General features: G+C 59.7%; 13 protein-coding genes. 6 read left to right on the plus strand and 7 right to left on the minus strand.

Going from position 1 to position 14,390, the window contains the following annotated elements:
* The first annotated feature begins 3 nt into the window (after nucleotides 1–3).
* The gene (locus tag ACA073_RS22765; RefSeq protein ID WP_497399650.1) at nucleotides 4–858 is read left to right on the plus strand and encodes a shikimate dehydrogenase; all 855 of its coding nucleotides are present in this window, start codon (nucleotides 4–6) and stop codon (nucleotides 856–858) included.
* A gap of 81 nt (nucleotides 859–939) precedes the next feature.
* On the opposite strand, the gene ACA073_RS22770 is transcribed toward ACA073_RS22765, so the two are convergent.
* Both ACA073_RS22770 and quiC read right to left on the minus strand, forming a co-directional pair.
* On the minus strand, nucleotides 940–1,617 hold the full coding sequence (locus ACA073_RS22770) for a TetR/AcrR family transcriptional regulator (RefSeq protein ID WP_497399652.1): 678 nt from the start codon (nucleotides 1,615–1,617) through the stop codon (nucleotides 940–942).
* A gap of 102 nt (nucleotides 1,618–1,719) precedes the next feature.
* Nucleotides 1,720–3,621 carry a 3-dehydroshikimate dehydratase QuiC gene (gene quiC, locus ACA073_RS22775; protein WP_497399654.1) on the minus strand — a complete coding sequence of 634 codons (1,902 nt, stop codon included), beginning with the start codon at nucleotides 3,619–3,621 and terminating at the stop codon, nucleotides 1,720–1,722.
* Nucleotides 3,622–4,065: 444 nt separating this feature from the next.
* On the opposite strand from quiC, the gene ACA073_RS22780 reads away from it, so the two are divergent.
* Nucleotides 4,066–5,367: an MFS transporter gene (locus tag ACA073_RS22780; RefSeq protein ID WP_497399656.1), complete on the plus strand. Its 1,302-nt coding sequence runs from the start codon at nucleotides 4,066–4,068 to the stop codon at nucleotides 5,365–5,367.
* A gap of 115 nt (nucleotides 5,368–5,482) precedes the next feature.
* Here the strand turns inward: ACA073_RS22780 and ACA073_RS22785 are convergent, their stop codons facing one another.
* Together ACA073_RS22785 and ACA073_RS22790 are read right to left on the minus strand one after the other, a co-directional pair.
* Entirely contained in the window at nucleotides 5,483–6,361 is an 879-nt protein-coding gene (locus ACA073_RS22785; protein WP_497399658.1) for a DMT family transporter, read from the minus strand.
* A gap of 130 nt (nucleotides 6,362–6,491) precedes the next feature.
* On the minus strand, nucleotides 6,492–7,268 hold the full coding sequence (locus ACA073_RS22790) for an IclR family transcriptional regulator (protein ID WP_497399660.1): 777 nt from the start codon (nucleotides 7,266–7,268) through the stop codon (nucleotides 6,492–6,494).
* Nucleotides 7,269–7,522: 254 nt separating this feature from the next.
* Between ACA073_RS22790 and ypfJ the strand changes: the two genes are divergently transcribed.
* Complete coding sequence (ypfJ, locus tag ACA073_RS22795; protein ID WP_497399662.1) at nucleotides 7,523–8,407, plus strand: KPN_02809 family neutral zinc metallopeptidase; 885 nt, start codon at nucleotides 7,523–7,525, stop codon at nucleotides 8,405–8,407.
* The gene (locus ACA073_RS22800) at nucleotides 8,408–9,367 is read left to right on the plus strand and encodes an alpha/beta hydrolase (RefSeq protein WP_497399664.1); all 960 of its coding nucleotides are present in this window, start codon (nucleotides 8,408–8,410) and stop codon (nucleotides 9,365–9,367) included.
* A gap of 133 nt (nucleotides 9,368–9,500) precedes the next feature.
* On the opposite strand, the gene ACA073_RS22805 is transcribed toward ACA073_RS22800, so the two are convergent.
* The 3 genes from ACA073_RS22805 to ACA073_RS22815 form a co-directional block, all read right to left on the minus strand.
* The gene (locus tag ACA073_RS22805; protein ID WP_497399666.1) at nucleotides 9,501–10,094 is read right to left on the minus strand and encodes an HAD family hydrolase; all 594 of its coding nucleotides are present in this window, start codon (nucleotides 10,092–10,094) and stop codon (nucleotides 9,501–9,503) included.
* A complete protein-coding gene (gene tesB, locus ACA073_RS22810) occupies nucleotides 10,091–10,960 on the minus strand; it encodes an acyl-CoA thioesterase II (protein WP_497399668.1) in 870 nt (289 codons plus the stop codon). Before tesB ends, ACA073_RS22805 begins: the two co-directional genes overlap by 4 nt.
* 106 nt (nucleotides 10,961–11,066) lie before the next feature.
* Entirely contained in the window at nucleotides 11,067–11,636 is a 570-nt protein-coding gene (locus ACA073_RS22815; protein WP_497399670.1) for a GNAT family N-acetyltransferase, read from the minus strand.
* 238 nt (nucleotides 11,637–11,874) lie between these two features.
* Between ACA073_RS22815 and ACA073_RS22820 the strand changes: the two genes are divergently transcribed.
* Both ACA073_RS22820 and ACA073_RS22825 read left to right on the plus strand, forming a co-directional pair.
* On the plus strand, nucleotides 11,875–12,795 hold the full coding sequence (locus tag ACA073_RS22820) for a histone deacetylase family protein (protein ID WP_497399672.1): 921 nt from the start codon (nucleotides 11,875–11,877) through the stop codon (nucleotides 12,793–12,795).
* A 280-nt stretch (nucleotides 12,796–13,075) separates the two neighbouring features.
* A complete protein-coding gene (locus tag ACA073_RS22825) occupies nucleotides 13,076–14,317 on the plus strand; it encodes a TIGR03862 family flavoprotein (protein WP_497399674.1) in 1,242 nt (413 codons plus the stop codon).
* Nucleotides 14,318–14,390 lie beyond the last annotated feature (73 nt).

Raw genomic sequence — 14,390 nt, forward strand, 5'->3', positions numbered from 1 at the left:
GCCGTGAATCAGAACAACGCGGTACTGGCCGGACTGATCGGCGCCGGCATCCAGGCGTCCCGTACGCCCGCGCTGCACGAGCATGAAGGCGATGCCCAGGGTTTGCGTTACCTCTATCGCCTGATCGACCTCGACCAATTGAAACTCGACAGCAGCGCCCTGCCCGACCTTTTGATGGCGGCCGAACAGATGAATTTCACCGGGCTGAACATCACCTTTCCGTGCAAGCAGACGATCATCCCGTTGCTCGACGAATTATCCCCGGAAGCCCGCGGCATCGGTGCGGTGAATACGGTGGTGTTGAAGGACGGCAAACGCATTGGCCACAACACCGATTGCCTGGGCTTTGCCGAAGGTTTTCGACGTGGGTTGCAGGGCGTTGCCGTTGAGCGTGTCGTACAAATGGGCGCCGGGGGTGCCGGTGCGGCGGTGGCCCACGCGCTGTTGAGCGAAGGCGTACGACTGCTGAGCATTTTCGATGTGGACGACAGTCGGGCTCAGTCGCTGGCGAACAACCTGAATCAGCATTTTGGTGCTGGCCGCGCGGTGGCGGGTCATGATCTGCCGAGCACGCTGGCTCAGGCCGACGGACTGGTCAACACCACGCCCATGGGCATGAAAAAACTGCCCGGCATGCCGGTACCGGTGGAGTTGCTTCGGGCACAGTTGTGGGTGGCGGAGATCGTGTACTTCCCGCTGGAAACCGAACTGCTGCGCAACGCCCGCGCCTTGGGTTGCCGGACGCTGGATGGCGGCAACATGGCGGTGTTTCAGGCGGTGAAGGCGTTTGAATTGTTCAGCGGCGTGGTGCCGGATGCGCAGCGGATGCTGGCGCATTTTCAGAGCATGAATGGCTGAAGATCAAAAGATCGCAGCCTGCGGCAGCTCCTACAGGATGCACACAAAACCCTGTAGGAGCTGCCGCAGGCTGCGATCTTTTCAGGCCTGCAGGTACCGCAAAACCGACTCGCAAATCATCTCCCGATGACGCTGCTTGATGCTTTCATCCGGCAAGTCGATCTGAAAAATCTCGCCAAAGGTGTGGCGGTTCGACACGCGATAGAAGCAGAACGAACTGATCAGCAGATGCACATCCAGCGGCTCAAGCCCCGACCGGAACACACCCTCTTCAGACCCGCGACGCAAAATCACACCCAGTGAATCAAGAATGGTGTTGTTCATTGCCTTGATCGCATCGGAACGCTTCACGTATTCGGCGTTGTGAATGTTCTCGATGCTGACGATGCGCACGAATTCGACATTGCGATCATGGTGATCGAAGGTAAATTCCACCAGCCGCCGAATCGCTTCCACCGGCGCCAGTTCGGCCAGGTGCAAGCGGTTTTCGGTGCTGCGAATATCGCCGTAGAGTTTCTCCAGCACCTCAATGTAGAGCTGTTCCTTACTGCCGAAGTAGTAATAGATCATGCGTTTGGAGGTGTGAATGCGCTCGGCGATCGCGTCGACGCGAGCTCCGGAAAGCCCCTGCTGGACGAACTCGACAATGGCTTCTTGAAGAATGTTCTCGCGGGTCTTTTCCGGGTTGTTCTTGCGACTCTTGCGAGGCTCGGCCATGGGTTCGTCGGGCGCTACGGAGAGTTCTGAAATTATTGTCATTGCGGGCTCACGGCCATCACTGCACAGGCTGGCGATTATGAGCCGCACCGCACAGTGAAGGAAGCCGCGCGGCAGCGGTTTAACCTCGCGCTTACCAAATTCCTACAACTTGGCCTGACGAAGAGCGCCGCTGCGGGATTTGGCCATGGCCGCCAATCGCACCGCCACGTTGGCCGCGCCATAACCGGCGTAGCCATTCTTGCGCTGGATGATTTCAAAGAAAAACCGCCCTTCGAACGGCTCGGTGTAAACGTGAAACAGCTCGCCACCCTGGGCATCACGGTCGTAGAGCACGTTGTAATAGGCGAGTTCACTGAGGAATTCGTCATCGAAATCGAACCGCGCAGCCAGGTCATCGTAATAGTTGAGCGGGATATCCAGCAGCGGAACGCCCGCCTCCTTGGCACGGCTGACTTCGGCAAAGATATCGTCGCAGTCAAACGCAATGTGATGCACACCAGAGCCGCGATAACTCGACAGTGCGTGTGAGATCGCGGTGTTGCGGTTCTCGGAAATGTTCAGCGGCAAGCGGATAGAACTGTCGCGACTGCGCAGCGCCCGACTCTTCACCAGACCGTAGGGGTCCGGCAGAACCACTTCGTCGTCGGCTTCGAAATCCAGCAGGCTCTTGTAGAACAGCACCCAACTGTCGAGGCTGTCGGCCGGTAACGCAATGGCCATGTGGTCGATTCGCTTGAGGCCACCGCTGGCCACGGCGGCCGGTTGCAGATTGAAGTCGGTGCCATAGACGTCGGCGTCCTGGTCCACCAGATAAATCAGGCTGCCATCCGGCGCACGTACCGCCGCCAACTCCAGTTCATTGGGGCCGACCAGTCCGCGATACGGCTGACCTTTGTAAGCCACAGCCCGGGCCAGCGCGCTGGCGCTGTCGTTGACCCGCACCGCTGTGGCGCACAGCGACGGTCCATGCGCTTCGAAAAAGCTGTGGGCAAACGAGTAAGGCTCGGAGTTGAGGATCAGGTTGATGTCGCCTTGACGCATCAGGCTCACACTTTTAGAGCGATGCTGCCCGGCCTTGACGAAACCCAGCCGCTCCAGCCAATGAGAGAGTTTGGCGCCGAGACTTTCATCCACGGCGAACTCGAGAAACTCGATGCCGTTGTATTCGCTGGCCTTCGGCGTCTCGAACAGAATGTCCGGGGTGGCCACGGGTTGGGTTTCCTGCGCCAGCCGCTCGCGGGTTTTCTCTTCCAGGTACAGCAGCGAACGCAAACCGTCGGCGGCGTTGGCCCGTGGCGGCGCGGCGCGGAAACCATCGTTGAAAATTTCCAGCGACAACGGTCCGGTGTAGCCACTCTTGATGATCGGTGCGAGGAACCCCGGCAAATCGAATTCGCCCTGGCCCGGGAAGCAGCGGAAATGCCGGCTCCACTCCAGCACGTCCATGGCCAGGATCGGCGCGTCGGCCATTTGCACGAAGAAGATTTTGTCGCCGGGAATCTCGGCGATGGCACTCGGATCGCCCTTGAGCGACAGCGTGTGGAAACTATCGAGCAACACGCCCAGACTCGGGTGGTCAGCCTGTCGAACGATGTTCCACACCTGTTGATACGTGTTCACATGCCGGCCCCAGGCCAAGGCTTCGTAACCGATTCGCAGGCCCCGCGCAGCGGCGTGTTCGGCCAGCAGGCGCAAATCGTCGACGAGGATCCGTTCATCACCGATGGCGTCGGCCGAGGCATTGCTGCAGACCAGCACCAGGTCGGTGCCCAGTTCCTGCATCAGGTCGAATTTGCGCTCGGCGCGTTCCAGATTGCGCGGCAGGCGGTCGCGGCGGCAGCCTTCGAAATCCCGGAACGGCTGGAACAGCGTGATGGCGATCCCGAGATCGGCGCACATCTGTCTGACTTCCCGTGGGCTACCGTCGTAGTAGAGAAGGTCATTTTCGAAAATCTCCACCCCGTCGAACCCTGCGGCGGCAATGGCTTCGAGTTTTTCCGGCAGGGTACCGCTCAAGGACACGGTGGCAATGGAACGCTGCATATTTCGACTCCCGGTGGTGGAGGCTGTCTTGTTGTGGGCATAGCTACGCTTTCGCTTATGTAGGAGCGAGCTTGCTCGCGATGGACCCAAGAGCGCCGCGTTTTAGCCAGAAAACACGCGTAATCCTTAAGACCATCGCGAGCAAGCTCGCTCCTACAAGGAACAGCGCTCGTCCCATGGACCGCGTTTTTCTTGACGTGAATTATTGGCTGCAAGATCCTGCACAGCAATTCAAAGTGTACTATCCGGTTAGTTTTGCGTGCGATTATCGAACACAATGGCCTTTGGCGAATTGACGATTTTTCGTCCACTGCCCACCATCGACTACACATTGAGTCCGGTCACAAACATCGGTCTCGGTGACCCAAGACCCAGAACACCACATAAAAATAATCGGTGGCCTAAATGACTCCTTCCCAAAGCTCACCCGTGGAGCGTTCCTCCATGACTCCTGCCACTGGCGGCATCGGCGACAAGATCCGCGGCGCCATGGCCGTCGGCAAAACCCGCTGGGGCATGCTGGCGCTGGTATTTTTCGCCACCACCCTGAACTACATCGACCGCGCCGCACTGGGCGTGATGCAGCCGATCCTCGCCAAGGAAATGAGCTGGACGGCGATGGATTACGCCAACATCAACTTCTGGTTCCAGGTGGGTTACGCCATCGGTTTCGTGCTGCAAGGCCGGTTGATCGACCGGGTCGGCGTGAAGCGCGTATTTTTCTGCGCAGTGCTGCTCTGGAGCCTGGCGACCGGCGCCCATGGCCTGGCCACCTCGGCGGTCGGTTTCATGGTCTGCCGCTTTATCCTCGGACTGACCGAAGCCGCCAACTACCCGGCCTGCGTGAAAACCACGCGGCTGTGGTTCCCGGCCGGCGAGCGCGCGGTGGCCACCGGCATCTTCAACGCCGGCACCAACGTCGGGGCGATGTTCACGCCGATGCTGTTGCCGCTGATCCTGCACGTGTGGGGCTGGCAGGCGGCATTCCTGTGCATGGCTTCACTGGGCGGCATCTGGTTGGTGTTCTGGGGTCTGAAATACTTCAACCCGGAAGATCACCCGAGCGTCAAACAATCGGAACTGGACTACATCCAGAAGGAAGTCGAACCGGAACAATCCCGCGTACCGTTCTCGAAAATCCTGCGCATGCGTGGCACCTGGGCGTTCGCCCTCGCCTACTCGATAACGGCGCCGGTGTTCTGGTTCTACCTGTACTGGCTGCCGCCGTTCCTCAATCAGCAATACAACCTGGGGATCAACGTGACCCAGATGGGTATCCCGCTGATCATCATTTACCTGACTGCCGACTTCGGCAGCGTCGGCGGCGGGATCCTGTCCTCGTTCCTGATCGGCCGCGGGGTCAACCCGATCAAGGCGCGGCTGATGTCCATGTTCCTGTTCGCCTGCTGCATTGTCGGTGTGATCATGGCGGCTGGTTCGAGCAGTCTGTGGGTCGCGGTGTTTGCCATCTCACTGGCCATCGGTGCACACCAGGCCTGGACCGCGAACATCTGGAGCCTGGTGATGGACTACACGCCTAAACACATGATGAGTACGGTGTTCGGTTTCGGCGGCATGTGCGCCGCAATCGGCGGGATGTTCATGACCCAGTTGGTCGGCCACATCCTGACCATCACCAACAACAACTACACCGTGCTGTTCACCATGATTCCGGCGATGTACTTCATCGCGCTGACCTGGATGTACTTCATGGCGCCACGCAAGATTCCGACCGTTACCGAGTAAACACCGTCCATGTGGGAGCGGGCTTGCTCGCGAATGCGGACTGTCATTCAACATTGATGTTGACTGATACATCGCCTTCGCGAGCAAGCCCGCTCCCACAGTTCGTTCAGCGTTTTTATCGACGGCTTTGCTGCCACGCCGCCGCCAACCCACTGCAGCAAATCACCGCAATCCCGACCACCGTGGTCAGCGTCGGTGTGTGAGAAAACAGCAACCAGCCCAGCAAACCGGCAAAGACAATCTGGCAATAGCCGAACGGCGCCAGCAACGCAGGGGCGGCGTGACGGAACGCTTGGGTCAGAAACAGATGCGCCGTCATCCCGCAGGCCCCCAGCGCCACCATCATCAATCCATGCCCGACACTCGGCACTTGCCAGAAGAACGGCACCAACGCGCTCATCACCAGGGTGTTGCACAGGCCGGCAAAGAAGTTGCTGGTGGTGGGGCTGTCGATCTCACTGAGCTTGCGGGTGAGCAACTGATAAAAGCAGAAAAACAGCGCCGAGCAGAGCGGCAATAAAACCGCTGGCGTGAATAGATCGCCGCCGGGGTGGACGATGATCAACACGCCAATAAATCCGCAAATCACCGCGATCCATTGGCCACGGGTGACGCGCTCACGCAGCAGCGGCACCGACAGTGCAGTCACCAGAACCGGTGCAAGAAAGTTGACCGCCGTGGCTTCGGCCAGCGGGATGTACTGTAAACCCGTGGTGAAAAACAGACTGGTGCCCAGCAGGCACAACGCCCTCAGTAACTGCAGCAACGGCCGTTTGGTGCGTAGGACACGCATTCCGGACTGCGGCAGAAAAATCCCGGCCATCAACAAGGTGTGAACCACATAGCGAGCCCAGACCACCATGACGATCGGGTAGATCCCCGAGAGGTATTTCGACAAGGCATCGTGGCTGGAGAAGAGGAAGGTTGCGACAACGATCAGCAAAATCCCTTTGAAGGGTTGGTTTACGCCGGAGAGCGGGGTGCTGACGGTCATTGGGTTTCCCTTTGTGCCTCGCGAATTCGACTAATTTAGAACCAGGTTCCAGATTCTCATACACCCGCACCCTAAATGTGGGCGAACAGCGCACACAATTTGTTGCCGCGATGCCTCATCGCAATGGTCGTTAATTAAAGAACTCGGACGCCAGGCTAGCGGCAGACAACTCCTCGGTAAATTGCAGCAACAGCGGAGCCAACTCATGAAGTCGCGCCCCCGGCATCCGTGCGCTTGGACCGGCAATGCTCAGTACGCCAATCACTCGCCCATCGGTGGGGTGCCGTACCACTGCCGCAATCGCTGACGTGCCCACCGCCGAACTTTCCTCGACCCAGGCGTAACCTTGCTCCCGCGCCAGCCGCAGCCGTTCCAGTAACTCAATGTTGGAGCGTGGTGCGTTCGGCCCCAAATCTTTCGGCCGGTCGCCAGCCTGTCGCTCCACTAGCGACAATGCCTCGGCGTCGCTCATGCACGCCAGCCATGCATGGCCCGATGCCGTATAAAACAGCGGTGCGTCGCGGCCCATGTCCGGGTCGTAACGCAACCCCGAACGGGCGCCCTGGGATTTGGCGATCCAGATCTGCCGCTCACCTTCGATGACACCAAGGCGCACCAGTTCCCCGGTTTCCCGGGCCAGACGATCCAGCACTGGCTGAACGATATCGGCACCGCTACCCGCCAGGTAACGAAAACCCATCGCTACCAGTTTGGTTGACAAGTGATACCGCTGGTTCTCCGGATTCTGCCGCACATAACCCAGCCGAATCAGCTCCGCGAGCAAACGGTGGGTTGCGCTTTTAGGGATGTCCAGCTGCTCCGCGAGCATCTGCATTGGCAAACCGCGAGGATCACGGGTGAGGCTTTCGAGCACATTGAAGACACGTTCGATCTGACTGCCGGCCATGAGAGGTTCCGAATTCGATTTGCCCTGATTCTAGAAGACGAACCGAGGAATGCGAAATCTGGAACCCGAAGCTCGAGAGACGCAGACATTCGACTGTTTGATAAAAACCCGTCTCCTGAGGGAATTCGATGGGTTATCCATGTTCCTACAGCCTGCAAGGCTACCGGCCAGCGAGCGAAAGACGGACGACCGGACTGGCGCCGCTCTCACTCACCAGCAACACTCATCCCCACGGACAATCAGAGGATTCCCACATGCTTTGGAAAAAAGGCCGACGCAGTGACAACGTGGTCGATGCCCGTGGTGATGGTGGCGGCGGCGGGATGCGCTTCGGTGGCGGCAAGGGCCTGAGCCTGACGGCGATCATTCTGATTGTCGGGATCGGCTGGCTCACCGGCCAGGACCCGATGCAGATCCTCGGCGAGCTGACCGGGCAGATGACCGAGCAATCGGCACCGGCCCCAACGCAAACCCGCAAGGCACCACCGGCCAATGATGAAGGAGCGGAGTTCGTACGCTCGATCCTCGGTGACACCGAAGACACCTGGGGCCAGATTTTTCAGCAGGCCGGTCGGCAGTACAAGAACCCGACCCTGGTGCTGTTCAGCAACCGGGTGAATTCGGCCTGCGGCCTGGCAACTTCGGCAACCGGTCCGTTCTATTGCCCGGCGGACCAAAAAGTCTATCTGGACACGAGTTTCTTCCAGGAAATGTCACAACGCTTTGCCGCCGCGGGTGACTTCGCTCAGGCCTACGTGATCGCTCACGAAGTCGGACACCATGTTCAGACGTTGCTTGGTGTCTCGGCGAAAATTCAGACCGCCCGCCAGCAAGGCCAGCAAATGGAAGGTGACGGTGGTTTGCTGGTGCGCCAGGAACTGCAAGCGGATTGCCTGGCCGGTGTCTGGGCCAACAACGCGCAGCAGCGCCTGAACTGGCTGGAACCTGGCGATATTGAAGAAGCCTTGAATGCCGCCAACGCCATCGGCGATGACCGCTTGCAACAGCAAGGTCAGGGTCGCGTGGTGCCGGACTCGTTTACCCATGGTACGTCGGCGCAAAGGGTGCGCTGGTTCAAAACCGGATTTGCGCAGGGCCAGGTGGGCCAGTGCGATACCTTTGCGGCGAAAACCCTATAAATGAAAAAGTGGCTGTTGGTTCTGTTGTTCACCTGTGCAAGTACCCAGGCTGCCGAGCCTGGGGTCAAGGAGATCAGCCCCGGACGGCTGTTGTTGAAAGAAGGTGAGATGGCCGTGGGCATCAGCCCGGCGCCAGCGAAAATCGAACGCGTGCTGATCATCATCCATGGACGGTTGCGCAATGCTGAAACTTACCGCCAGAGCGCCGAGCGTGCATCGGAGCAGGCCGGGAAAAGCGCGAACACGCTGGTGATTGCTCCGCAATTTCTCAATGAAACCGACGTGGCACTCCATCCAGTGGCCGACACCGTGTTGCGTTGGCAGGGCAATGACTGGATGGCCGGCGGTTTATCCACCGCTCCGTTTGCTCTGAGTTCCTACGCGGCACTCGACCAGATCATCGCCCGGCTCGGCGATCGCCGACAGTTTCCGGATGTGAAGGACGTCGTCATCGCGGGACACTCTGGCGGTGCTCAGGTGGTTCAGCGTTATGCGCTGTTGAGTCACGATCAACCAGAGCTCAAGGCCGCCGGCGTGCACGTGCGTTATGTCATCGCCAACCCGTCTTCATACGCGTATTTCGATGAGCGGCGGCCGGTGGCTTTCAGTCACGCCGGTTGCCCAAATTTCAATCGCTGGAAGTACGGTCTGACAGATTTGCCTGCTTATGCCGAAGGACAAACGCCCGCGCAGCTGGAGGACAATTACGTTCAGCGTGACATCGTTTATCTACTGGGGCAGCAGGACATCGACCCGAATCATCCGGCGCTGGATAAAAGCTGTGAAGCGAAAGCCCAGGGCGCTTATCGATTGATTCGCGGGCGTCATTATTTTGATTTTTTAAAGCGCAGCCATCCGCAAGGGTTGAATCAGCAACTGATCGAAGTGCCCGGGGTCGGGCATAACGGGGATGGGATGTTTATGTCGCCGGAGGGGCAGAAGGCGTTGTTCGGGCAGTGAGCCTTGTAGTGCCTGTCAGTGCCCCTTCGCGAGCAAGCCCGCTCCCACATTCGATCGAGTTCTTCCAGCAAGAATGCGGTCGAATGTGGGAGCGGGCTTGCTCGCGAATGCGTCTAGTCAGACAACCAATCCCTCAAGCCGAAAGCATCTGCCTTAGCTCAACACAATCCGCCGCATGCCAATCGGTCAATTCCGGCCAAGGATTATCCGGCAGATTGACCAACACCGTTCGCGTTCCCGCCGCCCGACCGCAATCCAGATCAAACCGGTAATCACCGACCATCACCATCTCGCTCGCCGGCACCTTCCAGGCCTCGGCCAGTTTCAACAAACCACCGGGATGCGGCTTGGGCGGCGCTTCATCACGCCCCAGCACATCCTCCACCGCGAAGCAGTCCGCCAGGCCGATGGCCTCCAGTGTCACATGCGCCAACTCCCGAGCGTTGCGCGTCAGAATGCCCAGCCGATAACCACGCCCGGCCAACTCACGCACCAGCTCCACCGCGCCCGGCGCCGGTTTCGAACCCAGCGCCAGATCCCGTTCATGCTCCAGTAGCCACGCGTGTTTGGCCGCGGCTTCATCAGCCGGCAGCGCCGCGAGGTGGGTCAGAATGTCGTCTTCGGCCGGGATCGCCAATGCCACGCGAATCGCCGCGAAATCATGCACGGCCACCGTCAGGGTGCCATCCATATCGAACACCCAGTTCCGCACCTCGGCCAGGCTCATGCCCAATCCTTGCGATGACGGATCAGGCCTTCCTGAGTGACCGATGCCACCAGTTGCCCGGCGCGATTGAACACGCTGCCACGGCTGAACCCACGGGAATTGCCGGCCCATGGGCTGTCCATCGCGTACAACAACCAATCATCGGCCCGCAGGTCCGCGTGGAACCACAGCGCGTGATCGAGGCTGGCGACCTGCATGTCTTTCTGCCAGACCGATTTGCCGTGAGGCAGCATCGACGTGGTCAGCAGACCGAAATCCGAGGCGTAGGCCAGAAGGTACTTATGCAACGCCGGGGTATCGGCCAAGGCACCGTCGGCGCGAAACCAGACGTATTTGATCGGATCGGAGGGCTGCGGGTTGTAGGGATCTTTCTCGGTGACCGGTCGGAATTCGATCGGTTTCGGGCACAGCAGTTTTTCTCGCATGTGTTCGGGAATCAGGTGCGCGCGCTGCTGCGTCAGCTCCAACTCCGACGGCAGGTTTTCCGGGCCGACCACAACCGGCATTTCGGTCTGGTGCTGGAAGCCTTCTTCGTCGTACTGGAACGAGGCGCTGCAGGTGAAAATCGGGTTGCCCTTCTGGATCGCCGTCACCCGGCGCGTGCTGAAACTGCCGCCGTCGCGCACCCGGTCAACCTGATAAACCACCGGCAACCCGGCATCGCCCGGACGCAGGAAATAACCGTGCATCGAATGCACATGCCGCGCTTCTTCGACCGTCTGACTGGCTGCCGACAGGGACTGACCCAGTACCTGGCCACCGAACAACTGACGAAAACCGAGGTCCTGACTACGGCCACGGAACAGGTTTTCTTCGATCGGTTCCAGGGTCAGCAAATCGACCAGATCATCCAACACTTGGCTCATTCAGACTCTCCTCACACAACGCAATGCCGCGCAGTCTTGGCTGCGGCGGTCGGTTCAGTTTTCGGCCAGGGCCATCATTGGCGCCATTGTAAACGTCCGGGCCGTCTTATCCATGCAAGGTTTGCAGCCATTGTTCACGGGTGATGCGGTACAACACATGGTGACGCAGGGGATGATCGGCCGCGAGCGTCGGGTGCTCGAAATCAGCGGCTGAATCATGCTGCATGCCGATCGCCTGCATGACTTTCTGCGAAGGCATGTTGGTTTCAGTGGTAAAGGACACGACTTCTTTCAGCGCCAGCCGGTCAAACCCGCAGCGCAGAGCGGTCCACGCCGCCTCACTGGCGTACCCCAGGCCCCAGTGTTCCCGGGCCAGACGCCAACCGATTTCGATGGCCGGAGTAAACGGCGCATCGAAACCGACCACGCCCAACCCGGTAAAACCGATGAAGGCACCCGTGTCCTTGCGCTCCAACGCCCACAAGCCGAAACCATGCTCGGCAAAATGCCCGCGAACACGCCCGATCAGCGAAGCGCTGTCCAGCCGACTCAGGGGCGCCGGAAAATAGCGCATCACTTGCGGATCGGAGCACATCGCCGCAAACGCCGGCAAATCCTCATCCCGCCACTGTCGCAACAGCAGTCGCGCGCTCTCGAGTTCCAGTATCGGCTCCATCGTGCCCCTCCGTTTCCATGCTGCGAGTCTACATCGCTGGTAGGATCGTTCACTCATTCCTGCTTGACGCTGTCTAATCCTGAACCAGGTTTACACCGCATTTCATATTGTAGGAGCGAGCTTGCTCCGGGCGGCGTTCCGACGAAAAACTCAAGGTCGCGACGGAGCATCTGGGTTTTCGCATTATCGTTCACGACCATCGCGAGCAAGCTCGCTCCTACAGTAATAAAGGCCCGCCATGTCGCTGCCGCTGATCTACCACGAAGACTACAGCCCCGAGTTCCCGGCGGATCACCGCTTCCCGATGGACAAGTTTCGCCTGCTGCACGATCACCTGGTGGACAGCGGGCTGACCCGGGACGCCGACCTGCTGCGCCCGGAACTCTGCCCACCGGAGATTCTCGCCCTCGCGCATGACGCTGCTTATATCGAACGCTACATGAGCGGCGAGCTGTCCCGCGAAGACCAACGCCGCCTCGGCCTGCCGTGGAGCGAAGCGCTGGCCCGGCGCACGGTGCGCGCGGTCGGCGGTTCCCTGCTGGCGGCGGAACAGGCGCTGGAACATGGATTAGCCTGCCACCTGGCTGGCGGCACGCACCATGCGCATTACGACTACCCGGCGGGGTTCTGCATCTTCAATGACCTGGCGGTGATCAGCCATTACCTGCTGGAAAGCGGTCGTGTGAATCGGGTACTGATCTTCGATTGCGACGTGCATCAGGGCGACGGGACTGCACGGATCCTGCACAACACCCCGGACGCGGTGACCGTTTCCCTGCACTGCGAGAAGAACTTTCCTGCACGCAAGGCCGAAAGTGACTGGGACATCCCGTTGCCCAAAGGCATGGGCGATGCCGATTACCTGAAAGTGGTGGACGACGCGCTGAATTATTTACTGCCGCTCTATCAACCGGACCTGGTGTTGTACGACGCCGGTGTCGATGTGCATAAGGATGACGCGCTCGGTTATCTGAAGCTGACAGATGAAGGCGTGGCCGCTCGTGATGAAAGCGTAATGCGCCACTGCCTCGGGCGGGATATTCCGGTGGTCGGGGTGATTGGCGGCGGCTACAGCAAGGACCGTAAGGCCTTGGCGCGACGTCATGGAATCCTCCATCACAGCGCGCAGCGGGTGTGGACGTCATCAGGTTGTCATTGAGGTGTGAGTCTTTACCCACAATGCCTGTGGAACTGCCTGTGGATAACCTGAGTGAAAGGGCCTGCAGGGCATGTTGCATATAGCCTGCAAAGGGGTGGTTGTTTTTTGATCAGCTCTTGAACACACCAACAACACCCTGTGGGAGCGGGCTTGCTCGCGAAAGCGATTTAACACTCAACATAGATGTCGACTGGCCCAACGCTTTCGCGAGCAAGCCCGCTCCCACCCTGATCTGTGCGGTAGAATGCCCGGCTTATTCCGCCGAACCGCAGCGCATTCCATGACCCAATCTTCCGCCGCCCTCCCTCCTCAAGTCGCCATCATCGGCGGCGGCCCCGCCGGCCTGATGGCCGCCGAAGTGCTGAGCCAGGCCGGAATCAAGGTCGATCTGTACGACGGCATGCCGTCAGTGGGGCGAAAATTCCTGCTGGCCGGTGTCGGCGGCATGAACATCACCCATTCCGAAGCCTACCCGGCATTTCTCTCACGCTACGCCGAGCGCGCACCGCAGATTGCGCCGCTGCTGCGTTCCTTTGGCGCTGATGCGTTGTGCCAGTGGATTCATGATCTGGGTATCGAAACCTTTGTCGGCAGCTCCGGCCGGGTGTTTCCGACCGACATGAAAGCCGCGCCGCTGTTGCGCGCCTGGCTCAAACGGTTGCGGGATGCCGGCGTAGTTATCCACACCCGGCACCGTTGGCTTGGTTGGGATGACAAAGGTGGATTGCGCGTCGAAAGTCCTGATGGCGAAAAAACCCTCCAGCCCGACGCAACCCTGCTGGCCCTCGGCGGCGGCAGTTGGTCACGTCTCGGTTCGGATGGCGCATGGATGTTGCCACTCGAGCAGCGCGGCGTAGGACTGGCACCGCTGCAACCGAGTAATTGCGGCTTTGAGGTGCAGGCCTGGAGCGAGTTGATGGTCAGCAAATTCGCTGGCGCGCCGCTGAAAAACATCGCCATCGGTCTGAATGACGACGTGCCACGGCTAGGGGAATGTGTGATTACGGCGACCGGGATTGAAGGCAGTTTGATTTATGCGCTGTCAGCTCCAATCCGCGAAGCAATCAATCAACATGGCTCGGCGACCATTCACCTCGATCTGTTGCCGGGCCGGCCTGTGGATAAAGTTGCGGCCGCGCTGAGCAAACCCCGTGGTTCGCGCTCAATGTCCAAACATCTGCACAGTCAGCTCGGGATAGACGGCGTGAAAGCGGCGCTGCTGCGCGAACTGACGCCGGCAGAATGCTTCGCCGATCCGGCGTTGCTGGCCAACGCGATCAAGGCGCTGCCACTGCCCTTGGTTAAAACCCGTCCACTGGACGAAGCCATCAGCAGCGCCGGTGGCGTGATGTTCGAGTCGATGGATGAACGTTTGATGCTCAAGCAACTGCCTGGTGTGTTCTGCGCGGGGGAAATGCTGGATTGGGAAGCGCCGACGGGGGGCTATTTGCTGACCGCGTGTTTCGCCAGTGGGCGAGCGGCGGGGTTGGGAATGGTGGAGTGGTTGAAGCACAAGGATTGAGACCGAGGCGCGCCCTTCGCGAGCAAGCCCGCTCCCACAGAGGATTTGCGACCGACACAGATCCAGTGTGGGA

The sequence above is a fragment of the Pseudomonas sp. LBUM1670 genome, from assembly GCF_059695695.1.